The sequence below is a fragment of the Hydrogenophaga sp. genome (genome assembly GCF_030656115.1).
Lineage (GTDB): Bacteria > Pseudomonadota > Gammaproteobacteria > Burkholderiales > Burkholderiaceae_C > Hydrogenophaga.
In genome coordinates, this window is the sequence record NZ_JAUSOO010000044.1 from 1 (window position 1) to 25,775 (window position 25,775).

General features: G+C 62.8%; 27 protein-coding genes. 17 read left to right on the forward strand and 10 right to left on the reverse strand.

Annotated elements, in window-relative coordinates:
- From Q7J58_RS05950 to Q7J58_RS05980, 7 genes are all read left to right on the forward strand, one after another.
- The coding region (locus Q7J58_RS05950) for a hypothetical protein (protein WP_304824804.1) at nucleotides 1-200 on the forward strand (200 nt) is incomplete at its 5' end.
- A 122-nt stretch (nucleotides 201-322) separates the two neighbouring features.
- Nucleotides 323-847 (forward strand): hypothetical protein, encoded by a 525-nt coding sequence (locus tag Q7J58_RS05955; protein WP_304824807.1) that lies wholly within the window; start codon nucleotides 323-325, stop codon nucleotides 845-847.
- Between the two features lie 381 nt (nucleotides 848-1,228).
- Nucleotides 1,229-2,053 carry a hypothetical protein gene (locus Q7J58_RS05960; RefSeq protein WP_304824810.1) on the forward strand — a complete coding sequence of 275 codons (825 nt, stop codon included), beginning with the start codon at nucleotides 1,229-1,231 and terminating at the stop codon, nucleotides 2,051-2,053.
- Between the two features lie 161 nt (nucleotides 2,054-2,214).
- Nucleotides 2,215-2,412 carry a hypothetical protein gene (locus Q7J58_RS05965; RefSeq protein WP_304824813.1) on the forward strand — a complete coding sequence of 66 codons (198 nt, stop codon included), beginning with the start codon at nucleotides 2,215-2,217 and terminating at the stop codon, nucleotides 2,410-2,412.
- Nucleotides 2,409-2,636: a hypothetical protein gene (locus Q7J58_RS05970; protein WP_304824816.1), complete on the forward strand. Its 228-nt coding sequence runs from the start codon at nucleotides 2,409-2,411 to the stop codon at nucleotides 2,634-2,636. The genes Q7J58_RS05965 and Q7J58_RS05970 overlap by 4 nt, the downstream gene beginning before the upstream one ends.
- 292 nt (nucleotides 2,637-2,928) lie before the next feature.
- Nucleotides 2,929-3,519 (forward strand): NnrU family protein, encoded by a 591-nt coding sequence (locus Q7J58_RS05975; protein ID WP_304824818.1) that lies wholly within the window; start codon nucleotides 2,929-2,931, stop codon nucleotides 3,517-3,519.
- Nucleotides 3,520-4,117: 598 nt separating this feature from the next.
- The gene (locus Q7J58_RS05980) at nucleotides 4,118-4,462 is read left to right on the forward strand and encodes a hypothetical protein (protein WP_304824821.1); all 345 of its coding nucleotides are present in this window, start codon (nucleotides 4,118-4,120) and stop codon (nucleotides 4,460-4,462) included.
- A 31-nt stretch (nucleotides 4,463-4,493) separates the two neighbouring features.
- On the opposite strand, the gene Q7J58_RS05985 is transcribed toward Q7J58_RS05980, so the two are convergent.
- Together Q7J58_RS05985 and Q7J58_RS05990 are read right to left on the reverse strand one after the other, a co-directional pair.
- Nucleotides 4,494-5,153: a HutD family protein gene (locus Q7J58_RS05985; protein ID WP_304824824.1), complete on the reverse strand. Its 660-nt coding sequence runs from the start codon at nucleotides 5,151-5,153 to the stop codon at nucleotides 4,494-4,496.
- 86 nt (nucleotides 5,154-5,239) lie between these two features.
- Nucleotides 5,240-6,424 carry an FAD-binding oxidoreductase gene (locus Q7J58_RS05990; RefSeq protein ID WP_304824827.1) on the reverse strand — a complete coding sequence of 395 codons (1,185 nt, stop codon included), beginning with the start codon at nucleotides 6,422-6,424 and terminating at the stop codon, nucleotides 5,240-5,242.
- 186 nt (nucleotides 6,425-6,610) lie between these two features.
- Here Q7J58_RS05990 and Q7J58_RS05995 point away from each other — a divergent pair, with 186 nt between their 5' ends.
- From Q7J58_RS05995 to Q7J58_RS06005, 3 genes are read left to right on the forward strand one after another with little or no spacing between them, the layout of a single operon-like run.
- A complete protein-coding gene (locus Q7J58_RS05995; RefSeq protein WP_304824830.1) occupies nucleotides 6,611-7,642 on the forward strand; it encodes a LysR family transcriptional regulator in 1,032 nt (343 codons plus the stop codon).
- Nucleotides 7,639-8,457, forward strand: coding sequence for an N-formylglutamate deformylase (gene hutG, locus Q7J58_RS06000; RefSeq protein ID WP_304824833.1), 819 nt, complete (start codon nucleotides 7,639-7,641; stop codon nucleotides 8,455-8,457). Before Q7J58_RS05995 ends, hutG begins: the two co-directional genes overlap by 4 nt.
- A gap of 48 nt (nucleotides 8,458-8,505) precedes the next feature.
- A complete protein-coding gene (locus Q7J58_RS06005; protein ID WP_304824836.1) occupies nucleotides 8,506-9,021 on the forward strand; it encodes a hypothetical protein in 516 nt (171 codons plus the stop codon).
- Between the two features lie 74 nt (nucleotides 9,022-9,095).
- Here Q7J58_RS06005 and Q7J58_RS06010 read toward each other — a convergent pair whose 3' ends face one another.
- Both Q7J58_RS06010 and Q7J58_RS06015 read right to left on the reverse strand, forming a co-directional pair.
- Nucleotides 9,096-10,385, reverse strand: coding sequence for a type II toxin-antitoxin system HipA family toxin (locus Q7J58_RS06010; RefSeq protein WP_304824838.1), 1,290 nt, complete (start codon nucleotides 10,383-10,385; stop codon nucleotides 9,096-9,098).
- 20 nt (nucleotides 10,386-10,405) lie between these two features.
- On the reverse strand, nucleotides 10,406-10,693 hold the full coding sequence (locus Q7J58_RS06015; protein WP_304824841.1) for a helix-turn-helix transcriptional regulator: 288 nt from the start codon (nucleotides 10,691-10,693) through the stop codon (nucleotides 10,406-10,408).
- Between the two features lie 334 nt (nucleotides 10,694-11,027).
- Between Q7J58_RS06015 and Q7J58_RS06020 the strand changes: the two genes are divergently transcribed.
- From Q7J58_RS06020 to Q7J58_RS06030, 3 genes are read left to right on the forward strand one after another with little or no spacing between them, the layout of a single operon-like run.
- Entirely contained in the window at nucleotides 11,028-12,344 is a 1,317-nt protein-coding gene (locus tag Q7J58_RS06020) for an ammonium transporter (RefSeq protein WP_304824844.1), read from the forward strand.
- Nucleotides 12,345-12,381: 37 nt separating this feature from the next.
- Entirely contained in the window at nucleotides 12,382-12,720 is a 339-nt protein-coding gene (locus Q7J58_RS06025; RefSeq protein WP_304824847.1) for a P-II family nitrogen regulator, read from the forward strand.
- A 23-nt stretch (nucleotides 12,721-12,743) separates the two neighbouring features.
- Entirely contained in the window at nucleotides 12,744-15,095 is a 2,352-nt protein-coding gene (locus Q7J58_RS06030; protein WP_304824849.1) for an aminomethyltransferase family protein, read from the forward strand.
- Here Q7J58_RS06030 and Q7J58_RS06035 read toward each other — a convergent pair.
- The 5 genes from Q7J58_RS06035 to Q7J58_RS06055 form a co-directional block, all read right to left on the reverse strand.
- On the reverse strand, nucleotides 15,062-15,850 hold the full coding sequence (locus Q7J58_RS06035; protein WP_304824852.1) for a hypothetical protein: 789 nt from the start codon (nucleotides 15,848-15,850) through the stop codon (nucleotides 15,062-15,064). The genes Q7J58_RS06030 and Q7J58_RS06035 overlap by 34 nt on opposite strands.
- Nucleotides 15,850-16,713 (reverse strand): phytanoyl-CoA dioxygenase family protein, encoded by an 864-nt coding sequence (locus Q7J58_RS06040; protein WP_304824855.1) that lies wholly within the window; start codon nucleotides 16,711-16,713, stop codon nucleotides 15,850-15,852. The genes Q7J58_RS06035 and Q7J58_RS06040 overlap by 1 nt, the downstream gene beginning before the upstream one ends.
- A gap of 24 nt (nucleotides 16,714-16,737) precedes the next feature.
- Nucleotides 16,738-18,111 (reverse strand): type III glutamate--ammonia ligase, encoded by a 1,374-nt coding sequence (gene glnT / locus Q7J58_RS06045; RefSeq protein ID WP_304824858.1) that lies wholly within the window; start codon nucleotides 18,109-18,111, stop codon nucleotides 16,738-16,740.
- Between the two features lie 141 nt (nucleotides 18,112-18,252).
- Nucleotides 18,253-19,293, reverse strand: coding sequence for an AraC family transcriptional regulator (locus Q7J58_RS06050; protein WP_304824865.1), 1,041 nt, complete (start codon nucleotides 19,291-19,293; stop codon nucleotides 18,253-18,255).
- 93 nt (nucleotides 19,294-19,386) lie between these two features.
- Nucleotides 19,387-20,730: an NAD(P)/FAD-dependent oxidoreductase gene (locus Q7J58_RS06055; RefSeq protein WP_304824868.1), complete on the reverse strand. Its 1,344-nt coding sequence runs from the start codon at nucleotides 20,728-20,730 to the stop codon at nucleotides 19,387-19,389.
- Between the two features lie 338 nt (nucleotides 20,731-21,068).
- Between Q7J58_RS06055 and Q7J58_RS06060 the strand changes: the two genes are divergently transcribed.
- Both Q7J58_RS06060 and Q7J58_RS06065 read left to right on the forward strand, forming a co-directional pair.
- The gene (locus tag Q7J58_RS06060; protein WP_304824870.1) at nucleotides 21,069-21,425 is read left to right on the forward strand and encodes an HPF/RaiA family ribosome-associated protein; all 357 of its coding nucleotides are present in this window, start codon (nucleotides 21,069-21,071) and stop codon (nucleotides 21,423-21,425) included.
- Nucleotides 21,426-21,497: 72 nt separating this feature from the next.
- Complete coding sequence (locus Q7J58_RS06065; protein ID WP_304824873.1) at nucleotides 21,498-22,841, forward strand: DUF3422 domain-containing protein; 1,344 nt, start codon at nucleotides 21,498-21,500, stop codon at nucleotides 22,839-22,841.
- Nucleotides 22,842-22,980: 139 nt separating this feature from the next.
- Here Q7J58_RS06065 and Q7J58_RS06070 read toward each other — a convergent pair whose 3' ends face one another.
- Nucleotides 22,981-23,748 (reverse strand): DUF4395 domain-containing protein, encoded by a 768-nt coding sequence (locus Q7J58_RS06070; RefSeq protein ID WP_304824875.1) that lies wholly within the window; start codon nucleotides 23,746-23,748, stop codon nucleotides 22,981-22,983.
- A 286-nt stretch (nucleotides 23,749-24,034) separates the two neighbouring features.
- Here Q7J58_RS06070 and cydP point away from each other — a divergent pair, with 286 nt between their 5' ends.
- Together cydP and Q7J58_RS06080 are read left to right on the forward strand one after the other, a co-directional pair.
- Entirely contained in the window at nucleotides 24,035-24,214 is a 180-nt protein-coding gene (gene cydP, locus Q7J58_RS06075; protein ID WP_304824878.1) for a cytochrome oxidase putative small subunit CydP, read from the forward strand.
- Between the two features lie 4 nt (nucleotides 24,215-24,218).
- A complete protein-coding gene (locus Q7J58_RS06080; RefSeq protein ID WP_304824881.1) occupies nucleotides 24,219-25,775 on the forward strand; it encodes a cytochrome ubiquinol oxidase subunit I in 1,557 nt (518 codons plus the stop codon).

The following is a 25,775-nucleotide window of genomic DNA, read 5'->3' on the forward strand; positions in this document are numbered from 1 at the left end:
GGGTGATCGGGACTGCGGGCCAGATCGGCAAAGGCCGGGCTGTGCAGGTGATCAGAGAAATCGGTCAGAAAAGACTGTGCAAAACCACAGTATTGAGGCAGAAGTCATGCCAGCCTCAGATGAAAGTCAAACAAAATCAACAACTTACGGATTATACCGGCTTAAGTTCGGTGGATTGGTGTGAGAGGGAGGGGCCGTGAGGCTTCTTCCTATCTCGATTAGGCTTCAAGCCTGCCGCAGAGTTGAATAAAAAACATTCATGCATCACCTTCAATATCAAAAATACCGAGCATAAAATATGTTAAATATAACACTAGAGGACATGGCAGCATACGCAACCATCGCCGCCTTAATAATACCAATTATTTATAAATTATTTTCAAAGAGATCGTCCAGGGCGAAAGAAGCAGATGTAAATAATGCCGATTCTAACGGGTCCGGAAATGCAATAATAGCCACCGATAAGAGTAGTATCACCATAAACTCGCCGACATCGATTCAAACAACACAGAGTTTCAATAGATTTCCGGAGACAACGGTTAGGCCGATATTTCGCATTACTCAATCCGGCATGTTTAATGGAGGTTATCCGCATAAAACAATATATACTTTTTTAATGCAAAATGTTGGCGGTAAATGCTTTAATATAGAAATTAGATACCTTGAAGTTATTATTAAGTCGATTCCTGAAATTAGAAGAGGTGGGTTTCAGGAGTTCAAGGTTGATTTAACGGATCGCCCTCATCAGATTGAGTTCGTTATTCATTGTCATGATGAAAATGGCGACCCTAGAGAATATAAATTCACTGGAGTCTTAAAAAATTCAAATTACGATTTTCATTTGTAGCTCGGATTTGGAAAAATTAGGGCTGGATTCTAATTTCGCAGTTTGTGCTCAATCCAACGCCAAACCCCATGCAAAGAATGTGGACGACGAAATCACAACCGGTCACGAATATGGGTGCGTTCTGCTCTGCGGACCCTGATGAAAGACGCATGTGGGTAACCTATTCGTTAGTCGAGGACGCTGAAATCCGCCCCTTCTAAGGTTAAGCAGTCACCACCCGCTCAGGATCCAACCTTTCCTCACTAAAGCTGGCTTTCACACGGTGAAAGTTGTTCTTTCTCCCTCAGGCTGGCAACCTAAACACCAAGCCTTTGTGCAGCATGGGCCTGAAACAACGGCTAGCTGCGACGGGGTACATAATCGCACGGAACCTGACAATATATGAGTAATCCCGAAGATCATCCTTTATTTGAAATTCCAGAAGATAAGGATATCAAGATATGGCGTTTCATGGATTTCACAAAGTACGTTTCATTGTTAGAGTCGAAAAATTTATTTTTCTCGCGCGCTGATCGTTTGGGTGATCCCTTTGAAGGCTCTATAAGTAAGCGATCAATGGCTGCTCGCAAATTCATCGCTGAAAAATTTGGTCGTGAAATACAGGGCGTGAGTTCTGCATTAGTCGAACTGGCAGGATTTGAAGGGAAGCTATGGGATTCAGTTGAAGCTGATACTTATCGCCTTCGATGGGATGCCGAGTGGATGTTTATAAGCTGTTGGCACATGAATCCTGTTGAGTCATCCGCCATGTGGCAGTTATATGCACCTTCAGGGTATGGAGTAGCCCTTCAGTCCACATATCGAAAGCTTCGAAATTCATTGCCGAATGATGTATACATGGGAAAGGTGCAGTACATCTGCTACGAGAAAGATCTAGTTGATTTAAAGAATACTTTTAGCCCTTTTTTGTGCAAGCGAAAATCATTTGCCCACGAGGCTGAACTCCGAGCAATACATTATGATAGTCCCATATATACGAGGCGTGACAAGAATACAGGCGAGGAAGTTCGAGCGGCCGCTCATCACGTAAGGAATACCGAAGGTGGTAAACCTTTTGCTGTGAACCTTGATCACCTAGTGGAAAATCTTTATATCAGTCCAGTCGCAGAATCTTGGTATGCTGAGCTAGTTGCTTCTATTACGAATAGGTATTCTTGCAAGTTTCCAGTAAACCAATCGTCTTTGGATGAAGTGCCAATATTTTGAGCTAAATAAGGTATGCAAAACCCTATTTTTAGAAAATTGTGGGTCAGATTCCAATCCTGCGTCTCAAAGTCGATGGCCTTGGCGAATTCGGACACTTGGCAGCGTGCCACCTCGGCGGGGTCGGTGGCTGTTAAATTGGCAAGAAATCTACACCCCGGCGGATGTGCATCAACCCATTGATTTTCAGCGGCGACAACGGGCGTGTACTGGGTTACGACAACAGCTACGATTACGCGCATCGACACTACATGGGTTCCATCGTCGCTGACACTTTCACCAGCTACGAAGCGTTGTATGAGCGGTTCGAGCGGGAATGGCAAGAGATTGCTATCAGATTCGTCAACGGAGAACAGATATGACGAAACCCAAAATTTCACTGGCAGACTTTGCCAACAGTCCTGTCCTGAAGGCACATTCGATCAAGAGCAAAGCGGTTGCGCGAGCCTTGGACGAGCGGGCCGATTCGCTGCCTTACTCAAAGGTGTTCACCAGTTTTGAGTTTCAAGATTTCCTGAGCCAGCTCACCCCGAAGCGGTTCGAGTTGCTGCGTATCGCCAGCAAAGGGCAGCGATTCCATCGCTGATCTCGCCACGGCTTCCCATCGCAACCCGAGTGCGGTGTCGCAGGACGTGTCCAAGTTGTCTGAGCTGGGCCTCGTCAAGGTGGAGTCTGTTTGCAACGAGGGGCATGGTCTAAAGAAAGTGGTGATGCCGGTGGCAAGCACCATCTCGATCAACGTCTCGATGGCTGCTGGCTAAGGCCGCCGATCACCCACCGGCGCAGCCAAAACGCTGCTGCGTGTCGCCGTGGCGCATCCTGAAGTTTTGCAAGAATTGCGCGCATAGTCGGCTTGCTAATTTTTTTGGAGTGCTCCCATGACCCTGCTCGTGCTTGGCCTTGTGTTGTTTTTGGGTGTGCATTCGGTGCGCGTGGTGGCTGACCGGTGGCGTTCGGCCACCATCGCCCGCCTCGGCGAAGGGCCTTGGAAGGGCGCTTACTCGTTGGTGTCGCTGGCTGGGCTGGCCTTGGTGGTGTGGGGATACGGCCTGGCCCGCCAAGACCCGGTGCTGTTGTGGACACCGCCGGTGGCCATGCGGCATCTGGCCTCGCTGCTGGTGTTGTTGGCGTTTGTGCTGCTGGCGGCGGCTTATGTGCCGCGCAACCACATCAAAAACCGGCTGCGCCACCCCATGGTGTTGGGCGTGAAGCTGTGGGCATTGGCGCACCTGCTGAGCAACGGCAACCTGGCCGATGTGGTGCTGTTCGGCAGTTTTCTGGTGTGGGCGGTGCTGAGTTTTCGGGCCGCCCGCCAGCGCGACGATGCCGCCGCCCTGGCCCCGGGGCCGCTCAGGCACAGTTCGCTGCGCGCCAACGCCATCACCGGAGCGCTGGGCGTGGCCGCGTGGGCAGGCTTTGCCGTGTGGGGTCACAGCGCATGGATAGGGGTGTCGCCTTGGGGTGTGTGAACCGTAGGCTGGCCGGGCATTGGGCTGTGACCGTCAATGGCAACTGGCGCCTGACATGGTTTATTCGCGCAGTGGGGCGTGATGGGGTGCGGGTGGTGCTGGGAATGCTCTCCCGTCCACCAGCATGCCCGGCGGGCTCAAGCACATTCGGCACGATGGTTTGTTGGCCAATGGCAAGAGATTGGCCTGTGGACTTGGTGTGAGTCTCCCCAGTAGAATGTCGGTCTTGTATATACAAAAATATGATGTTGACTTTTCAGGGGGATTTTCTTGAAGAACTTAAAGATCTCAGTCGATGTGGAGCGGAAGCTTCTGGAAAAGCACCACGTGGTTCGAGCAGAGGTTGAACAGTGCTTTTTTAACAGGGCGGGCCGGTTGCTGACAGACAGCAGGGAAGAACACAAAACAACCCCGCCCACGCTTTGGTTTCTTGCTCCGACCAACAAGGGCAGGATGCTGAAAATTGTGTATATACAGATCGAAGGTTTTATACACCTGCGGTCGGCCTTTGAACCCAACGAAGCAGAAGAGCGCATATACCGCAAACACGGTTAAACCTGCTGAATACTGGATTTTTATACATAGCGGAGAAACTTATATGGTTAAGCAAAAGGTCAAGGACACCACCCATGAAGCATGGGAATTGCGCGAGCTGGGTGCCGACGAAGACCACGTGCAGGTGGCTGACCCTGTGCACGAAGACGCCCTGAATGCGGCGCTTGAACTTCAGTCCATCTCGATCCGTCTCCCGAAACAGTTGATCGAGCACTACAAGCTGATCGCCCACTTTCACGGGGTCGGTTATCAACCTTTGATGCGGGACGTGATGGCCCGTTTTGTGCCGGGCGCTCTCAAGGAAATCTTTGAGGCCGAGCAAGCAAAAGCCCAAAAGGCCAGTGACAGCGCTGCCTGGGTTGAGGAGCCGACCCGCAAGGTTGCGTGAGGCCCGGCTGACATCCACGACAGAAGCCCGCTCAAAGCGGGTTTTTTTCTTCCGCAATCACCGTCACCACCACCCGGCTCCCCACCCGGCAAGGCGCCAGCAATGCCTGCGCCGGCATGTGTTGCAGGTACAAAACTTGGCCTGCGCTCAGGCCTTGGGTTCGGCAGTGGGGCAGGGCCAGTTCCACCTCGCCGCTCATCACGTAGATGAACAGGTGGCGCGCCGGGGGCAGGTGCAGCACCGTGTCGCTGTGTACCGACACCTCGGCGCGCACGCGGCCCCGGCGGTGCATCACGTTCCAGAGCGCGGTGGGTTCGGTGGGTGCGTCGCACACCAGACGGCGCTCGCCCGCAAAGGCGGCGCGGCTGCCTGCGCCGTTGAAGCAGATGTCGGGTTCGGGTGGGTTGGGTGGTTCAGGCGCTTCGGCGCGCAGGCGCAGGCGGGCACCTTGCAGCATCACGGCTTGGCGGTCCAGCCCTTCAAACACCGAAAACGGGCCTGCGGCGGTGATGTCGGCCACGCTCACGCGCCAGTCGGTCTGGCCGTCCGCGCCTTGGGCGCTGGCCACGGTGCGGGTCCAGCCGCCTTGGTTTTTCCAGGGCTCGCGCGGCAGCGCCAGCAAGCTGAAGCACCGCTGCGAGAAGCGGGCACCGGCCACGCGGTGCAACGGCCAGGGCGAAGTCACTGGCATCGGCGCAGGTGTCGCTATCGGCAAAGTCACCGGTAAGAGCGAAGTCACTGGCAACGGCATCGGCGCAAGCATGAAAGCCTTGCCGCTCAGGACACCGCGCCCAGGCCGTAGCGCCCGGTGAGCAGTTGGCCGCGCCGAAAACGCTCGTGCGCGTAGGGCGCCAGCGACACGTCGGTGGGCAGGCCCAGCGCTTCTTGCGCCAGCACCAGGCCCACGCCGGGCGAGAGCTTGAAGCCGTGGCCCGAAAAGCCGTAGCCCACCACCAGGCCGGGCACGTCGGGCAGGCGGCCCAGCACCGGGTTCCAGTCGGGGGTCACGTCGTACACGCCGGTCCACGACGATGCCAGCCCGGCCTCGCCGAACGAGGGGAAGCGCTCTGCCACTTGCTCGCCCACTTCCACCACATAGTCCATGGAAATGTCGCCCTGTTCGTTGTCGGGCACGGCCAGCGTTTCGCCCACCGTGCCCTCGCTCACCAGCATCTGGTTGCCGCCGTAGCTGCGGCAGTACAGCATGCCGGGCGAGCCCAGGTCTTTGAACACCGGCATCTGGAAGCTGTAGGCCTCGGGGCCTTCAAGGGCCAGCACGGCGTGGCGTTCGGCCTTCACCGGGGTGGGCACGCCGGTCCAGCGCTCAATGTCGCCGGCCCAGATGTTCTGGGTGCTGATGACGGTGTGGCTGTGGAACGTGCCCTGGTTGGTTTCAACGCCCACCACGCGCCCGCCTTCCATCAGCAGGCGCTCCACGTTGACGCCTTCCATGATCTTCACGCCCTGGCGGCGCGCGGCGCGGGCAAAGCCGGTGGCCACCAGGTAGGCGTCGGCAAAACCGGCTTCGGGTTCAAAGCCAATCAGGGCCGCGTCGTCAAACTGGGCGATGGGCAGCAGGGCGCTGGCCTGGGCCTGGTCGATCAGATCCACGCGGATGCCCATGGCCACCTGCCCTGCCAGCGCAGCGCGCAGGGGTTCGAGCTTGGGGCCGTCGGGCGAGCTGATCAGGTAGCCGCACTTCACCAGCCCGGCGGACGCTTCTTCGTCGCCCAGGTAGCCCGCGAAATCGTTGAACACCGACCACGAGCGTTGGGCGAGTTCCACGTTTTCAATGACGGAATAGTGGGTGCGCAAAATGCCCGAAGACTGGGTGCTGGTGCCCGAGCCGATTTGCGAGCGGTCCAGCACCAGCACCTTGCCAGCCCCCAGGCGGGCCAGGTGGTAGGCGACCGAAGTTCCGATCACACCTGCACCGATCACGATGGCGTCATAACTTTGCATGGGGAGAGCCTTTCTGGGCAGTCAGTGGGTTGTGGGGGGTCTGAGGGTGACCAATGGGGTTCAGCTTAGAAGCCCCGGGCCAAGTGCCGCACAACTGAAGCCAAACGAATGCTATGGTTTGGTTTTTCGAATGCTGTGGTCGGTTGCCACGTTGTCCGTCACCATGACTTTCCCTTCTGGAACACCATGCCCAAACCCTTGCCCACCGCCCTTGGCACCCGCAAAGCCCGCCGCGCCCGCCCGCTGCCCGACCTGCAGTTGCTCGAAGCGTTTGTGGCGGTGTGCGACGCGGGTTCGATGGCGTTGGCGGCGCAGCAGCTGGGGCTGAGCCAGAGCGCGGTGAGCCAGGCCATCAAGACGCTGGAGGCCGAGCTGGGCGTTGCGCTGCTGGACCGCGAGGTGCGCCCCGCCGTGCCCACGCACGCTGGGAGCATGCTGCGCGAACGCGCCACGCGCCTGCTGGGCCAGGCGCGCAACCTGGTGGAGCAGGTGCGTGCCACCGCGCGCCACGAACATGCGCGCATTCACCTGGGTTGTGTGGATTCGTTCGCCGCCACCGTGGGGCCGCGCCTGATCCGTGCGCTCTCGGGCTCGGCGCAGCAAATTTTGATGTGGTCGGGCCTCACGCCCACGCTCACCGAGCAGCTGCGCCGGCGCGAGCTGGACTTTGCCATCTGCACCGATTCGGCCATTGACGACCCGCGCATCGTGCAGCGCCTGCTGTTTTCTGAATCGTGGGTGGCGGTGTTTCCCAAGGCGCATGCGGTGCCGGGGCTGACCTCGGTGCGCGCCTTGTCGGACCTGCCTGCGGGCCTGCCGCTGATCCGCTACAGCCAGCGTTCGGTGATCGGGCAGCAGATTGAGCGTTTTTTGCGCCACATCGGCGTTCAGGCGCCGCGCAGCTACGAGTTCGACGCCACCGACCCGCTGCTGAGCCTGGTGGCCTCGGGCCTGGGCTGGGCGCTGTCCACGCCGCTGTGCCTGTGGCAGTCGCGCCAGTACCTGGACGACGTGGTGGTGCTGCCCATTCCCACCACGCGCCTGGGGCAGCGCCATTTTTTTCTGCTCTCGCGCGAGGACGAATGGGCCGGTCTGGACGACCACATCGCCCGCATCACGCGCGACGTGATCCGCCAGGACACCGCCCCCGCCATTCGCCGCGCCATGCCCGGTCTGTCGCCCGACGCCCTGTTTTGCCCCCTGGAGGAAACCCCATGACCACCTACGCCAGCACCCCCATCGACACCGAAACCTACACGCTGCGCCCGGGCCGCGTGCCGCTGCTGATTTCCATTCCGCACCTGGGCACCGACCTGCCGCCCGAGTTCGCCGCCCACATGAGCGACACCGCGCCGCTGAAACAAGACACGGACTGGCACTTGGACCGGCTTTACGGTTTTGCCGCTGGCCTGGGCGCCTCGGTGTTGCAGGCCAAGGTGTCGCGTTACGTGATCGACCTGAACCGCCCGCCCGGCGGCGAAAGCCTGTACCCCGGCCAGACCACCACCGGCCTGTGCCCCACCGAAACCTTCCGTGGCGAGCCGCTCTACGGCGAAGCGCAGGCGCCCGACGCAGCCCAACAAACCGACCGCCTGGCGCGCTACTGGCAGCCTTACCACGGCGCGCTGCGCGCCGAGCTGGACCGCCTGAAGGCGCAACACGGCGCGGTGCTGCTGTGGGACGCGCACTCCATCGCGGCCGTGTTGCCGCGCCTGTTTGAAGGCCAGTTGCCCGACCTGAACTTCGGCACCGCCGATGGCCGCAGCTGCGCGCCGTCCATCCTTCAGCGCGTGGTGGCCGAGGTGGCTGCAACCCCCTTCAGCCATGTGGTGAATGGCCGCTTCAAAGGCGGTTACATCACGCGCCATTACGGCGCGCCCGACGCGGGTGTGCACGCGATCCAGCTGGAAATGGCGCAGCACCTTTACATGCTCGAAGACCCGCCGTTCACCTACCTGGAATACAAAGCCACCTCGGTGCAGCCGCTGTTGCAAAAAATGCTACAACAGGGTTTGGCCGCGCTGTCCAGCTGAAACCAGCCGCCGACATGCCGCAGACCACGCTGTTCGAGACACACACCCATGCACACTTTCACGCTCCACCAACCGCTCATCGCCCTGCTCACCGCCTGTGCGCTGACCTTCTCTGGCGCGGCCGTGGCGGCCGATACGCCCGAACCGCCCGCCCCAGCCACCGTCAAGCAGCCCGCGCCCCGGGTGGTTCATAAAGAACGCATCACCTTGGCGCGCGAGGCGATCCAGGCCCAAGACTGGAAGGGGGCCATCGCCGTGCTCACCGAAGCCGTGCAGGTGCACCCGGGCAACCCGGAGCTGCACAATCTGCTGGGCTACGCCTACCGCAAACAGGCCAAGCCAGACCTGCCGCGCGCATTCGAGAACTACCGCCTCGCGCTGCGGTTTGACTCCGAGCACCGAGGTGCCAACGAATACATCGGTGAGGCGTACCTGATGGACAACAATCCCGCCAAAGCCGAAGAACACCTGGTCAAGCTGTTGAGCATTTGTGGCAACACCACCTGCGAGGAATACCAGGACCTGGCCCGGGCGATTGCGCAGTACAAGGCCAAGAACAAATAAGCAGGATTTGCGCAAAACCGCCATGGCGGTTTTGCCTTGCCCCACGTTCGTGCGACGTTCGACATGGCCCTGAATCAGGCCTGCGACTGAAACCGCTGAGCGTGGCGATGTGCGCCATCAAACACCGATTTGGCCAGCGCACGCGGGAAGTCCAGTGGCAGTTCTTCAGCGACACGCTCGAACGCTGCGGGTACCCCAGCGACCAGTTCGCACATGCTTTCCCACATCAACGGGATTCCGCTGCGCAAGGCGGCGGCTTTCCAGTGGCGTGGCTGGATTTCGCCCAGCTTGTAGTGAGCGGACTTGCTGCGAACCGCCATGGCCTGCTTGGTCTTTCGGTATTGGAGCGAGTGGGGCCCCGAGTCCATGATGGGCCATGCCGACATCACGTCGTAGAGGGGCGTGAGGTGGTAGCTCCCACCTGGCAGCAGGAATACCGAGAAGTTCTTCGCGTGACCGTCAATAGCCGCCAGCAGCCAGAAGGCCAACTGGGCCAGCAAGAAGGTGCGGCCGTCTTCTTCGTAGCGTGCGCCCCCCTTGAGCACACGCAAGCAAGCGTCCATGCCGGGTCCCCCTTTGTCCTCGTATTTGTTCGCGCTGGAGCAGCCCAGCGCTTGGCAAAAGTCTTCTTGCGGGAGGCGCACCAGCCAGACGGGGTCGGTCAACCAGCGGCGGTCAAACCGGTCGACCACCAAAGCCTTGCGTGCACCAAAAAGCTCCACGTGGCAATTCGCCACTGGCAGCCCGAAAGCGTTCAGGATGCGTGAGCACAGCCACTCGTTTTCGGGCGATAGCGTCAGGTCCAGATGGCGACCCGGTGTCACGCCGATAGGGGGTTTCAAGATGTGGGTGGTGGGGGTCGCATGGTGGGGGCGGCACCACTGCGTGCCCACTTTGAGCAGGGCTGTCTTCTCTTGCGCGCCCGCCATCGAGATGCGAAAGTCATCGTCACCATCCATGGCGCCCAACCCCTCGTTGGCCCCCAGACCCGCCAGCATGGCCTCAATTTCCCCGGGCATCACAGGGGTGTATTCCACCCTGTGCACGTCGGGTGCGGGCGCATCCACCGGCAACAGCTGAACCGCTCCGACGCAGTCGCGGCCAATGGCTTCCAGCAGCGAGAACGCGCCGATGTCTCGGGTTCTGAACCGGCCGCTCAGGCGTTTTCGAATCGACTCGCTGTCGGGCAGCAGGTTGTCGAAGTAGTTTTCGACCGCTTTGCCAGTGAGTTGGCCATCCGCCGTTAACGGCAGAGACAGCGACAGCGGGCGACTTTTGGGATTCGCGCGCCAGCCCTCGTCGTATTTGAAGGCGTGCTGCCCCGTGCGGCCAACCGACCACAGGCCCACCAGCTCGCCATTCATCCAGACGTTCAGCCGCCCCATCACCACAGGCCGCCTGTACCGCCCTCAAGAGGCTTGGGCCGAGTGTGAGAGGTGGCGGCCTGTGGTTCAAGGTCTTGCGTTCGAAGCACAAGACCCGTACCCAGGCTCGACAGCACCCGAAAGAGTTGCTCGGTGGTGAGTTTGGTGGCATCCGATTCCATAGCGGAAATGCGCGATTGCGTGACCCCCATGCGAGCGGCCAGTTGCGCCTGGGTCAAGCCCTGGGCTTTGCGCAGAGACCGCAGGTGCTGCGACAGTTGTTCCGGGAAGGCGAGGGTCAAGTCCATGAAAAATATCTAATTTGTTAGATATTTTTACTTTATCTGGCTTGAATGATATTGTCAACATATCTGATATGAATGATATTTCTACGCCATCCCGCCTGGCGTGATTTTCTGGGCCCGAGCGCAAGGTGGCGGCATATCCAGCCGGTGTTGCCCAGCCACCTGCGCCAAAAAGGTGAGTCCACACAGGGTGTGGGGTGCGATGGCGGTGCATGGGGGCGGGTGGTTTGAGGTGCATGCACCAGTTTCTTGCAGTGAAATCAATATTACTGATAAGAAACTTTGGCACACTCCTTGCACAGCTCTGGAGGTCCACAACCGCCACATGGAGTCTCCCTTGAAACCCATCTCATTTTTGCGCTGGATCGCCCCGGCCGCCCTCGTTTTCGGCGCCTCTTCCCTCTGGGCTCAGGGCGCCGATGCGCCCACGCTCAACGCAGGCGACACGGCCTTTGTCTTCGCCTGCTGCATCGCCGTCTGGTTGATGACCATTCCCGGCCTGGCGCTGTTTTACGGTGGCCTGGCGCGCACCAAGAACGTCCTGTCCATCCTCATGCAGGTGTTCACGGTGACTTCGCTCATCACGGTGCTGTGGGCGCTGTACGGCTATTCGCTGACCTTCACCGACGGCGGCTCCGCGCAGTCGTTCATCGGGGGGCTGGACAAGCTCTTTTTGCAGGGGGTCACCAAAGACTCCTTGCAGGGCACCATTCCTGAGCTGCTGTACTTTTTCTTCATGCTGCTGTTCGCGGCCATCACGCCCGCCATCATCGTGGGCGCGTTTGCCGAGCGCATCAAGTTCGCCGCCGTGCTGGTGTTCATGACGATCTGGTTCACCATCAACTACGTGCCCATGGCGCACATGGGCTGGGGCGGGGGCTGGGTGTTCCAGCTCGGCGCTCAGGATTTTGCCGGCGGCAACGTGGTGCACGTGAACGTGGGCATTGCCGCGCTGGTGGGTGCCTGGATGGTGGGCGCGCGCAAAGGCGTGGGCACCGCGTCCATGGCGCCGCACAACATGACCATGACCATGACCGGCGGCTCGCTGCTGTGGGTGGGCTGGCTGGCGTTCTGCGGCGGCTGCGTGCTGGCGGCCAACGGGTTTGCGATGCTGGTGGTGCTCAACACCATGCTGGGCGCTGCGGCGGGCACTTTGTCTTGGATGCTGGTGGAGTGGCTGCACCGGGGCCGCCCCAGCATGCTGGGCGCGGTGTCGGGCGCGATTGCTGGCCTGGTGGCCATCACGCCCGCCTGCGGTTTTGTCGGCCCCATGGGCGCCATCGCCATCGGCCTGATTGTTTCGCCCATTTGCGTCTGGGCGGTGGAAAAGCTCAAGCCCATGATCGGGCTGGACGACTCGTTTGACGTGTTCGGCGTGCACGGCGTCGGCGGCATTGTGGGCGGCATTTTGACCACCATTTTTGCCATGCCCGCCCTGGGTGGTCTGGGCTTTGCCGAGGGCCGCGACTTCGCTTCGCAAATGCCCATTCAGTTGCTGGTCATCGGCTTCAGCATCGTGTTTTCAGCCATCACCAGCTACATCGCATTCAAGGCCACGGCCTTGATTTGCGGCGGCCTGCGGGTGTCGGAAGACGACGAGCAGGAAGGTCTGGACATGAGTGCGCACGGCGAGCCGGGCTACAAGCTGTCGTGATGAACCCCAATCCGCATACCCCAACAGGCAGAACACCATGAAACTTGTCACCGCCATCATCAAACCCTTCAAGCTCGACGAGGTGCGCCAAGCGCTGTCTGACTTGGGCACGCAGGGCATCACAGTCACCGAGGTCAAAGGCTTCGGGCGCCAGAAAGGCCACACCGAGCTGTACCGGGGCGCGGAATACGTGGTGGACTTTTTGCCCAAGGTGAAGCTGGAGGCGGCGGTGTCCGACGAGCGCTTGCCGTTGGTGATCGAGGCGATCGAGAAGGCCGCGCGCACCGGCAAGATCGGCGACGGCAAGATCTTCGTTACCGCGCTGGAGCAGGTGGTGCGCATCCGCACCGGCGAACAAGGCGACGAGGCGCTCTGATGGGCTGGCCTGGCGATGTCCCGTTGAGCGCCGCCCGACCCCCGGTGGCCACGCGGGTGCGCGAGCCCGCGCTGACCCTGCGCACGCCCACGCTGGAGCGCTACCGCGTGTCCGGCGGCGGCCTGACGGTGGTGGCGCTGGCTGCGGGCGACGCGCTGGAGGTGATCGACCCCGAGGGCCAGCAAGCCTGCGAGTTGATGGCCTGGGACAGCGCGGGCCGCGACGCCCTGGCCGCGCTGGGCCTGCGCGCTTCGCCCGGCGCCACCGGCGCAGCCCACCTGTTGCAGCGCCCGCACCCCGCGCTGAGCCCGGTGCACGCCGGGCTGCGCCGCCGGGGCGTGGATCTGAACCAGTTGCCCACGCCCTGCCAACTCTGGCCCGCAGGCGGCCTGGCGGGTCAGCGACAACGTTGCACCGCCACCGACGCGGTGCTGGTGCTGGTGTGTGCCCCCGGTGCCGACAGCAGCGTGCACACCCAGAACGCGCCCACGCCGCTGGCCCTGCATGTGCACCGCAGCGGCAGCCGCATCCTCACCGCCGTGCCCCTGCCCGAGCCGCTGGGCGAGGTGGTGGACGAGTTCACCATCGCCCCCGGCACGGCACGCAGCTACACCGTGGCCAAGGGCCAATACATTCAGGTGATCGACGTTGCCGGGCGCCAGTGCTCCGACTTCGTGGCCTTCAACCGCCGCGCGCTGGACCGGGGCACCGAACAAGAACTGGACCCCACGGTCACCCGCACGCTCGGCGGCCGCGCCTACCCCGGGCCGGGCCTGCACTCGCGCTTTTTTGACCGCGAGATGCAGCCGGTGCTGGAGCTGGTGCAAGACACTGTGGGCCGACACGACACCTTCGGCCTGGCCTGCGCGGCGCGTTATTACGAGAGCATGGGCTACTTCGGCCACGCCAACTGCAGCGACAACCTGTCGCACGTGCTGGCCCCCTACGGCGTGCGCGCCCGCCCGGGTTGGCCCGCCATCAATTTCTTCTACAACACCGGCGTCGATGCCCACAACCAACTGACCATGGACGAACCCTGGTCGCGCCCGGGCGACCATGTGCTGATGCGTGCGCTCGACGACATGGTCTGCGCCAACACCTCGTGCCCGGACGACATCGACCCCGCCAACGGCTGGATGCCGACCGACATCCACGTTCGCATCTACGCCGCCCAGGAGCGCTTCAGCATGGCCATCGCCCACCGACCCACCCCCGACGCCGTGCCCGAGATGACCCGCGAAAGCGGCTTCCACGCCGCCACCTCGGCACTCACCCGCCAGTTCACCGACTACCGGGGCTGGTGGACGCCCACGCGCTACGACGGCTTTGGTGCGGTGGCCGAGTACCACGCCTGCCGCGAGCAGGTGGTGGTGATGGACCTGTCGGCGCTGCGCAAGTTCGAGATCATCGGCCCCGACGCCGAAGCCCTGATGCAGTACGCCCTGACGCGCGACATCAAGAAGCTGGCCGTGGGCCAGGTGGTGTATTCGGCCCTGTGTTACCCGCACGGCGGCATGCTCGACGACGGCACGCTGCTGCGCCTGGGACCCGACAACTTTCGCTGGATCTGCGGCGAGGACTACAGCGGCATCTGGCTGCGCGAGCAGGCCGAAAAACTCGGCATGAAGGTGTGGGTCAAGTCGGCCAGCGACCACATCCACAACGTCGCCGTGCAGGGCCCACGCTCGCGCGAGTTGCTCAAGCAGATGGTGTGGTCACCCGGCACGCAACCCGCGCTGGAGAACCTGGGCTGGTTCCGCTTTCTGGTCGGCCGGCTCGACGACCACAACGGTTGCCCCATCATGGTTTCGCGCACCGGCTACACCGGCGAGCTGGGCTACGAGGTCTGGTGCCACCCGAGCGACGCGCCGCGCGTGTGGGCGCGCCTGTGGGAACTGGGTGCGCCGCTGGGCCTGGCGCCGCTGGGGCTGGACGCGCTCGACACCCTGCGCATCGAGGCCGGGCTGGTGTTTGCCGGCCACGAGTTTTGCGACCAGACCGATCCGTTCGAGGCGGGCATTGGCTTTTGCGTGCCGCTCAAGAGCAAGGCCGACGACTTCATCGGCCGCGACGCCCTGATCGAGCGCAGCGCGCACCCGCAGCGCAAGCTGGTGGGTCTGCAGCTCGACGGCAACGAGATGGCCGCACACGGCGACGGCGTGTTTGTGGGCCACGCGCAGGTGGGTGTGGTCACCAGCGGCACACGCTCGCCGCTGACGGGGCAGAACATCGCGCTGTGCCGCATGAGCGTGCCGCATGCGGCAGCGGGAACCCGGGTGGAAGTCGGCAAGCTCGACGGGCACCAGAAGCGCCTGCCGGCCACCGTGTGTGCGCCGATCTTCTACGACCCCGACAAGAGCCGCGTGCGCGCCTGAACCTCCGGTGTCTGGTGGATGGAGGCCCCATGGGCTTCCACCCGATCCATCCAGCGTCCCACCAGCGCACGGGCAAAGCGGGTCTGAGCCTCCTGGTACCGGCCGAAATCCTCGTGCACCTGCCGCAGACGCTGATGCACCTGGGGCTGGTCGTGAGCCGGGTTTCCAATCAGCTCTCGGGTGGTCCACGTGTCGACAATGCTCGGCGTGACCTCGAAGTGACACTGAAAACCCCAGGTGCTGTCTGCCAGCCGGAACCCCTGGTTTCGCACCGTTTCCCCTTCCAGCAAGGGCACGGCCCCGTCGGGCAGGTCGAAGGTGTCGGCGTGCATCTCGAACAGCGTCTGAACCGGTGCGATGCCGTGCAGCAAGGGGTCGGCCTGCGCCTGGGCGCTCAGCGTCAGGGGCGTGAAACCGTATTCCAGCACCCCGGCGGGATACACCCGGGCGCCGAAGGCAAAGGCGATGGACTGACAGCCCAGACAGGAGCCCAGCACCGGCTTGCCCTCATCGTGGAAAAGCCGGATCAGCGCCGCCAGGGCCTCGAAGTAATCCCGCAAGGCCGGGTCGTACACGCTGGGCTCACCGCCGAACACGATCAGTGCTGCATAGCCGGTGGTGGTTTCGGGCAGCGGCTGTCCCAGCCTGCGGTAGCACCAGTGCAGGGTGGCGCCGCGCTCGGCCACCACCTCGCCGATGCACCCGGACTCCACCGGCCCGTCCATACCGCCCGCCATGATGGCCAGAATGCGCATCAGACGATCCCCTTGTCCAGATACGCATCCAGACCCGGGGTGCGGTAGCCGTCCTCGCGCCAGGTGATGGGGAAGTAGCCCTCATCCACTTCGTTGCTGCCCAGCTTGCGGTAGCGGCCATACATGGGGCCGTTGCCCATGTTCATTTTTTCGGGGTTGAAGCGGATGTCGTCCTGGAAGAAGTGGGCGGCCAGCGCCCGACGCGGCACATCGGCCTTGTTGATGCGCGAGCCATGCCACAGCCAGCCGTCGTGGAAGGCGCCACCGCCCGGCGGCACCACCACAGGCACCAGTTCCAGTTCGAGGCCGTGGGTCTCGGCCCATTCACGCACTTCCTTCAGGTCGTCTTCCGGGCCATGAAACTGCATGATCGGGCGGGCTTCGCCCCAGGTGTGGGAGCCCTTGATGTACACCAGCGTGCCGCCGTCGGCTGAGGTCTGGTCCAGCGCCACCCAGCAGCTCACCAGGGCCGGCTTGTCGATCCACAGCGAGTACATGCTGTCCTGGTGGAACCCGATGGCGCGGCCTTCGACCGGTTTCCACAGCAGGTTGTCGATCATCAGGCGCGTACCGGTCCAGCCGCCCAATTGGGCGCAGGCCTGGCCCAGGTTTTCCGACAGGACGTGGCGAGCGACGGTGAGGTCCGACTTCCACGCATTGCAGATCTGCAGGGTGAAGGGCGGGGTTCCCACCGGCTTGTTCACTTCATCGGGGCGAATGCCGGTTTCGTATTCGCCCTTGTCGAACAGGGGGACGAAGCGATCGCGAATGGCTTCAGCGGCTTCCGGTTCGATGATCTTGTCGACGATCAGAAAACCGTCGCGGCGGAACTGGGCAATCTGGTCGGGGGTCAGGTGAATCATGGTGACAGTCCTTGGTTGCTGAGGTCAGAAGAAGCTGAGGTAACGGTTGATTTCCCACTCGGACACCGAGCGGTGGTATTCCTGCCATTCCTGGCGTTTGAGGCTCAGGTAGCTGCCCATCAAGCGCTCGCCCAGTGCCTCGGCCATGAAGCGATCGGCCTCCAGGGCGTCAAGGGCCTCCTTGAGGTTTTCTGGCAGGCGCTCGATGCCGAGGGCTTTCAGCTCGGTGTCGCTCATGGCGTAGAAGTTGCGCGCGTGCGGCGGTGGCGGCTCCAGTTCGCGGTCGATGCCGTCCAGCCCGGCGGCGATGAGCGCGGCGGTGGCCAGATAGGGGTTCATGGCGCTGTCGCCGATGCGCACCTCGATGCGCCCGTAGGGAATGCGCACCATGGCGGAGCGGTTGTTGTCGCCCCAGGCCATGAACACCGGCGCCCAGCTGGGTTGTTCGAGGGTGCCGGTGACCAGGCGCTTGTAGGAGTTCACCGAGGGGCACAGCAGCGCACAAAGTGCCGGCGCATGGGCGATCACTCCGGCGATGAACTGGTGCGCCAGCTTCGACAGGCCCATGCCGCTGGGGTCGCTGGCATCGTGGAACAGGTTCTTGTTGCTCTGATCCACGAGGGATGCATGGACGTGCATGCCGTTGCCCGTGGTGGTGGCGCTGAGTTTGGGCAGGAAGCTGACGATGCCGCCCAGGCGGTGGGCGATCTCTTTCGCTGCCATGCGGAAGAACAGGATGTGGTCGGCCGAGCGCAGGCACTCGTCGTACTTGAAGTTCAGCTCGAACTGGCCGTTGGCGTCTTCGTGGTCGATCTGGTAGACCTCCAGCCCCACGGTTTGCAACGACTCGCACAGCCCTTCCAGAAAGGCGGCGTTGCGGGTCAGGCCCTGGTAGTCGTAGGTCGGGCGCGCCAGCGTGTCGGTGCTGTCGAACGGCACCACGGCGCCGTTGGCGTCGCGCTTGACCAGATAGAACTCCGGCTCCAGCCCGGTCATGAGACGCCAGCCACGGCGGGCCAGACGGGCCGTCTGGGCGGCAAGCAGGTTGCGGGTGTCCATTTCGTACGCCTGTTCGGCGACGACGCCCGTGCCGCGAATGCAGGCGTAGCCGGGCATCCAGGGCATCAGGGTGAGGGTGGACAGGTCGGCCCGCAGGAGGTATTCCGGGTCCTGCGGTTTCATGTCGAAGCCGAGAATGGCGCCACCGGCAAAACCGGCGCCGGTTTCCACCAGATCGGCCAGGCAGCCGACCGGCACCGACTTGCTTTTCAGGCTGCCGTGCATGTCGACAAACTGCGCCAGCAGGTAGCGCACCTGGTGCTGTTTCAGAAAGGCCTGGGCGGCCTCCAGGGGCTTGTCTGCCGGGCAATCCCAGCGGGTTTCAGAGACTTGGGTCATCGGGCTTTCTCCGTGTTCGGGTGAAGCCCAGTCTCTCGCGGGAGGGGTCAAAAGCCCTTGACAGCGGATGCCGCCGTTTTGACATCCGGCGCCAAACTGCGGTCGCGGCCGCCGCAGGCGCAACGGATGAACGCCGCGCGCCTACGGATGCGCGGCCTGCTGCGCCCAGGCGGACGGGCTGAGGTCTTTCCAGCGCACGAAGGCGCGGGAAAACGCGCTCACTTCCGAGTAGCCGAGCCGCCAGGCCACGTCCGAGACGCTCAGACGCTCGTGGCGCAGGTAGTGTTCGGCCAGTGTCTGCCGCACGTCCTCGACCAGCACCGCGAACGAGGTGCCCTCGTCCGCGAGCTGGCGCTGCAGGCTGCGCCGCGACAGCGCCAGCGCCCGGGCGACCTCGTCCAGACCGGCTTCCCCTTGCGGCAAACGCTCCATGACGGCGTTGCGCGCGCGCTGGGTCAGGCTCAGGGGCCGTGCGGCCTGGCCCAGCAGGTCTTGCAAGGTGCCCAGGGCCACGTTGTGCAGCATGGCGTCGGCATCGGGCATGGGCCGGTCGAGACAGGATTCGCGCAGCACGATGCGGTTGCTGGGCTGGTTGAAGCGCACCTCGCACCGGAAGGCGTCGCGGTGCGGGCCATGCTGAACCAGCGCCGGGTGCTGGAAATGCACCGCTTCGGGTGCACAACCCGGGCCCAGGGCCCGCTTCAGCACGTTGTTGATCATGCCGATGGTCAGTTCCGCGTCTTGCCGGCGATCCGGAATGTCGCCGTCCAGCAGCTGGTACTCCAGGGCACAGAGGCCATCCTGGCGGCTGAATCTCAGCACGCTGTTGTCCTGGAACACCGGGAAGAACCGCTCCATGTGCCCGATGGCGGTGCGAAGGTCCGGTGCGGTGATGGCGCCGTAGCCGTAGAGCCCCAGTCCCTCGGGAGCGAACTGTTCGCCAAAACTCAGCCCGAAGTGCTCGTTGCCGGTGGAACGCGCTGCTTCGTGCATGGAGCGGCAGTAGTTGCGCAGGGCAATGGGGCGATTGGGCTGGCGGTACAGACCGGGTTGCAGCCCGGCCCTGGCCAGCACCTCGCCGCTGCGGCCGCCTTGTCTCTCGATGAATTCTTCAAGACCTACGGTGACCGACGCCACCACGCGGGACGGCGTCAGCCCGGTTCGCTGACCTGTTCTGACCATGGACGTGCTCCGGGTTGGCCTATGTTCTCGACGGATCCTGCAAGAAAAGTGCCAAAACCCGCCAACCCATGGCCGTCTGGGAGCGCTCCTTCCTCAGGGTTTGGCCAAGTAGCTGGCCAGCGAATCGTCCAGCGCCTCCAGCCACGGCGTGTGGTGCGGCGTGGCCATGGTGCCGGTCATGAGCGAGGGGTAGCACTTGTTGCGGTAGCCCATGATGTCCTCGTATTTGTCGTGCTTCCAGTCGAGGAAGGTCTTGTTCACCGCCGCAATGTCAAAGCTCGGGTAGTCGGTGGCATCAATGAGCTGCGCAATGTATTTGCCCTGGAATTCGAACATCTGCTGCGCGTCTTCCAGCGCCAGCTCTTCCTCGCGCCACTGCTGGTTCTCGGCGTGCATCGCCTCTTTCGAGGGCAGCGGGATGCGGCCCAGGATCACATCGCGCGCGTACCAGGCCTGGGCGTCGAACATGTTGAAGCTGTACCACTGGTCTTGCATGCCCAGGTAGATCAGCTGCGGGTTGTCTTCCCAGAACACGCCCTTGTACAGGTTCAGCGGCCACAGCCGGTTGGCGGTTTTCAGGCGCAGGTCTTCGGGCAAAAACGGGAAGTGGTGCTTGTAGCCGGTGCACAACACGATGGCGTCGATGTGCTTGCTGCTGCCGTCGGCAAAGTGGGCGGTGTTGCCCTCCACCTTCAGCAGCTGCGGCTTTTCTTCCCAGTTGGCCGGCCACTGGTAGCCCATGGGGCTGGTGCGGTAGCAGCTGGTGATGGAGCGCGCGCCGTACTTGTAGCACTGCGAACCAATGTCTTCCGCCGAGTAGCTGGCGCCCACGATCAGCACGTCTTTGCCCTTGAACTCCAGCGCATCGCGGAAATCGTGCGCGTGCAGCACCCGGCCACCGAAGGTTTCAAAACCCGGGAAGTAGGGCACATTCGGCGTCGAAAAATGCCCGCTGGCCACCACCACGTAGTCAAACACCTCCGCGTAGGTCCGGTCCTGTTCGTAGCTGTGCACGGTGACGGTGAACAGGCGGGTGTTCTCGTCAAAACTCACATCGCGCACGGCGGTGTTGAAGCGGATGTAGGGGCGCACACCGGCCTTTTCGACCCGGCCCTTGATGTAGTCCCACAGCACCTCGCGCGGCGGGTAGGAGCCCATGGGGCGGCCGAAGTGTTCGTCGAAGGTGTAGTCGGCGAACTCCAGACATTCCTTGGGGCCGTTGGACCAGAGATAGCGGTACATGCTGCCGTGCACCGGCTCGCCGTGCTCGTCCAGGCCGGTGCGCCAGGTGTAGTTCCACATACCGCCCCAGTCCGACTGCTTCTCGAAGCACACCAGTTCTGGAATCTCGGCGCCCGCGGCTTGGGCGGACTGGAAAGCCCTCAACTGCGCCAGGCCGCTGGGGCCGGCGCCAATGATGGCAACGCGCTGGTTCATGCAAGTACTCCTATCGGTGAAATGGTTAAACACGGTGAAACTTTGATTCCTGATATGAAGCACGAGGCATGCCAGCAGCCGCAGGCCGCATGGGCGCGTTCCGGCCTGCGAAACGGCGTCGGCCTGCGCCAAAACGGTGAGTCGATGCCCGCTGCGCAGCGCGATGGCGGTGCACGGCGGCGGTGTGGGCGGTTTTGTGCACTGGTTTCTGGCAGCGGGGTGTGGCGCACACGGAACCTGCGGGTGTTCGGCTGGTCTACTATGGACACCGGGTGCGGTTTCATTGACGCACCCTGTTTCCCCGGCCACCGCGCCGGACACCCTCAGAAAGGCACTGCATGCAAGTTCAAGTCAACACCGACGACCACATCCAGGGTGGCGATTCCCTGGCCCAATGGATCAACGACGAGGCCACCAGCCGCCTGAGCCGGTTCCGTGACCACATCACCCGCGTGGAGGTGTTTCTGACCGATCTCGACGGCAGCAAATCGGGCGTCAAAGACAAACGCTGCCGCCTTGAAGCCCGCGTGGCCAACCGACAACCGGTCAGCGTCACGGCCGACGGCGACAAGATGGCCACCGCCTTCATCGACGCGGTGGACAAGCTCATCCGCGCTCTGGACACCGATCTGGGCCGCGTGAAGGACCGCAACGGTCGCGACACCATCCGCAACGCGGCCGAACAGGGCGAGTAAGAACCCGCCGCCGAGCCCGGCCCGCCTGGGCCCCCGCCAGCACGGGGGCCATCTGTCGGCACAATGCTGCCCATGGACACATCCCCAACCCCTCAGCCCAGCCTGCTGCCCGACAGCGACCCCCAGCGCGAACTGCTGCACAACGAGGTGCACGCGCGCCCATCGGCCCGCATCCGGCTGCCGGCACTGATCGTGTTCGTGGCCGTGCTCAACGAGGGCGTGACGCGCGAGCAAGAGGGCGACCACCTGCGCCGTCTGCCCGGCCTGGCGCAGCTGCCGCAAGAGCGCTTGCAGGGCAATTTTTTGCGCCTGCGCTTTGAAGAGCACACGCTCAAGTGGGAGCGCCACACCGAATTCACCCGTTATTCCATCGTGCAGGAGCTGCCCGAGGGCGCTGGCCTGGGCAGCACCGACCCGGCGCTGCTGGACGGTCTGGTCACGCCGCCGGGCTGGCTGCGCGACATTCCCGGGCGCACCGTGGCCGCCATCAAGCTGGTGATGCTGCACGCCGTCCTGCCCGAACCAACGCCTGAGGCCCAGGCCGCGCTCATGGGTCCGGCACAGCACTGGTTTGGCGACCGTGCGGTGGTGGCCTCGCAGCTGGGGGGTGGGCATTCGTGGGCGCTGACCGACTTTGCCCTGCGCCCCTCGGGTTTTGAACGCATGTTGGTGCTGGCGCCGCCGGGCACCACCGAAACCCGCGCCGGGCGCATTTCACAGCGCTTGCTGGAGCTGGAAACCTACCGCCTCATGGCGCTGCGCGGCCTGCCGGTGGCCAAGGCGCTGTCGCCCATGCTGGCCGCCGCCGAAGCCCAGCTGGCCACCATCACCGCGCAGCTGGAAAACAAGTCCACGTCCGAACAGGCGCTGCTGGACCAACTGGTCTCGCTGGCCGCCAAGGTGGAGCGCGCCACCGCCGAAAACAACTACCGCTTTGCGGCCACGCGGGCGTACGACACGCTGGTCAGCCAGCGCATCGGTGAACTGCGCGAAAAGCCCATTCCGGGCACGCAGACCATTGGCGAGTTCATGCAGCGCCGGCTCTCGCCCGCCATGGCCACCGTGGCGGCCACGGCGCAGCGCCTGGCCTCGCTGTCTGAGCGTGTGTCGCGCACCAGCGCCTTGCTGCGCACGCGGGTGGACATCGTCACCGAAGCGCAAAACCAGCAGCTGCTGGAAAAACTCACCAAAGGCCAAGAGCTGCAGCTGCGCCTGCAAAGCACGGTGGAAGGCCTGTCGATCGCGGCCATCTCGTACTACGTGGTGAGCCTGGTGCTGTACCTGGGCAAGGCGGGCAAGGCGGCGGGCTTGCCGCTGAACCCCGAAATGCTGGCCGGCGCCATGATTCCGCTGGTGCTGTTGGGCGTGTGGCGCACCACCAAGAAGATCCACGCGAAGCTGCACGCGGGGCATTGAAGGGGCTGAAAAATGCCCTGCCCGTGGCCGCGGGGCTTGCCGGCGCATGGCCGGGCCTGTGTCAGCGCTCGATCGGCCCGTTTTCGTCGCATGGGGTGGGGGCACATGATTGAGTTAATTTGCTCAATCATGGAAATGCTCAGCTGCAGCCGTTGTGCTGCTTCCACATCTCCTCATGGCCAATCGCCTTGGCGAAGGCAGGCACCTTGCAGCGCTCTGCGTCGGCGGCCGACGGTGCGCCGGCCACGGGCTTCAGGCCCATCTCTTCCAGCGTCGCCATGTCGTCAAAGCCGCCGAGCGGGCCGGTTGCATCGACCCAGCCTTTGGCCAGGGTGAGGGCGCCCACGAACAGCACCAGCACGGCCACCTGCGGCAGGGCGATGCCCCAGCCTGGCTTGTGCGTCGGCACTTCGCACACGCCGCCGGGGCAGAGCTGGGCTTTCTCGCGGTTGAACACGTTGTAGAGCTTGCAGCCCAGGCAGATGCCGAAGGCGGTCTCGAAGAACATCAGCGTGAGGCAGCTTGCGCAGACCAGCATGTTCAGCGGACCCATGTAGCGGTTGAACACCATCAGGTACAGCATGGCCGCGCCCAGCAGCAGGCCCAGGCCCCAGGCAAAGCGCTTTTGCGGCGCACCCACCCATTCCGGTGTCTGTTTGCGCACGATCCAGCCGCCCACGATCATGCTCGGTGCCCAGCGCGGGTTGAGCATGCGCAACGCCATGTCGATCAGGAACACGATCACAAACAGGCGCGTGGGCTGGTAGTTGGCCGTCAGCAGCGCGTTCATGAACGACACGAGCGCCGGGAAAAACAGCAGGCCGGCGGCAGCGCGCACGGTGCGTTCGTTGAGCACCCGCACCGGGTAGCCGTCCACGGTTTCACCAAACTGGAAGGGATTTTTCATGCTTGTCTCCGAATATTTGGATGTTATATGCGAATGTTGGCGATTGAAACCCGCGGAGAAGATTCCCCGGACGTGCGGCACGTTCAAAAAACGCCAAAAAAGGGGCGTGAACGCTGCCAACTTCTGCCAGTGAATGACGGCAACTGTCAAAAATGGCAGTTTTCACCCGGAAAAACCGCTTTCCCATCACGGCGTGAAACGCACAGGTGCTTGATTCAAAAGCACTTTCTGGCACGGATCGGTATGGCACGTTTCTTGGAAAGACTGTTCCAAACCCTGCCATCCCATGGACCTCCGAGACCGTTTTCTGCTGCGCAAGCTGGCCGTCGTGCTGGTGATCAAGCTCGCCGTTTTGATGGGGCTGTGGTGGGGTTTTGTGCGCGATCAGCGCGTGCCGGTGGACACCGACGCCGCCGCCATGCAAATGCTGGGCAGCCGCCCAGTGCCCACAGTTCCTGAGGAGTGACGCCTTGATTTCCGAACAACTGGTTGACCTTTCCCGCCTGCAGTTTGCGGCGACGGCCATGTACCACTTCCTCTTCGTGCCGCTGACGCTGGGCATGGTCTGGCTGCTGGTGATCATGGAAAGCGTGTATGTGATGACGGGCAACGTGATCTGGAAGGACATGACCCGCTTCTGGGGCAAGCTCTTCGGCATCAACTTCGCCCTGGGCGTGACCACCGGCATCACGCTCGAATTCCAGTTCGGCACCAACTGGGCCTACTACTCGCACTACGTGGGCGACATCTTTGGCGCGCCGCTGGCCATCGAGGGGCTGATGGCCTTCTTCCTCGAATCGACCATGATCGGCCTGTTCTTCTTCGGTTGGGACCGGCTGTCGAAAACGCAGCATTTGATGGTGACCATCCTGATGGCGGTGGGCACCAACCTCTCGGCCCTGTGGATCCTGATCGCCAACGGTTGGATGCAGAACCCGGTGGGCGCCGAGTTCAGCTACGTGACCATGCGCATGGAAATGACGGACTTCTGGGCCGTGCTGTTCAACCCGGACGCGCAGGCCAAGTTCGTGCACACCGTCTCGGCCGGCTACGTGACCGGCGCGATGTTCGTGCTGTCGATCTCCAGTTGGTACCTGCTCAAGGGCCGTGACATCGAATTCGCCAAACGCAGCTTCCGGGTGGCGGCCGCTTTCGGCCTGGCTTCCGTGCTGAGCGTGATCGTGCTGGGCGACGAGTCGGGCTACACCGTCGGTGAGGCGCAGCAGACCAAGATGGCCGCGCTCGAAGCCATGTGGGAGACCGAGCCCGCGCCCGCCGGCCTGAAGCTGATCGCCGGCATCAACGAGGCCGAGCAGAAGAACGACTGGGAGATCGAGATTCCCTGGGTCATGGGCCTGATCGGCACGCGCTCGTTGGACAAACAGATTCCCGGTATCCACGAGATCAAGGCGAAGAACCGGGAGCGCATCGAGAGCGGCATTCACGCCGTGGCCGCGCTTGAGGCCCTGCGCGCCAACCGCGAGGACGCCGCCGCCAAGGCGCTGTTTGAGCAGCACCAGGCCGATCTGGGCTTCGGTCTGCTGCTCAAGAAATACGTGGTCGACGTGCGCCAGGCCACGCCCGAGATGATTCAGAAAGCGGTGGACAGCACCGTGCCCAAGGTCACGCCGATGTTCTGGGCCTTCCGCATCATGGTGGGCCTGGGCTTTGCCATGCTGCTGCTGTTTGGCATGGCCTTTTGGTGCACGCTCAAGCTCGAATGCGGCAAGCGCCCCTGGCTGCTCAAGTGGGCGCTGTGGATGCTGCCCGCGCCCTGGATCGCCTGCGAGCTGGGCTGGTTCGTCGCCGAATACGGCCGCCAGCCCTGGACCATCTACGGCGTGCTGCCCACGCACCTGTCGGTCTCCACGCTCAGCGTGAACAGCCTCTACGGCTCGCTGGCCGGCTTCATCGGGTTCTACACCGTGCTGCTGATCGTCGAGATGTATTTGATGGTGAAGTTCGCGCGCATCGGTCCCGGCAGCCTGGGCACGGGCCGTTACGAACAAGAGCCTACCCACGCATAA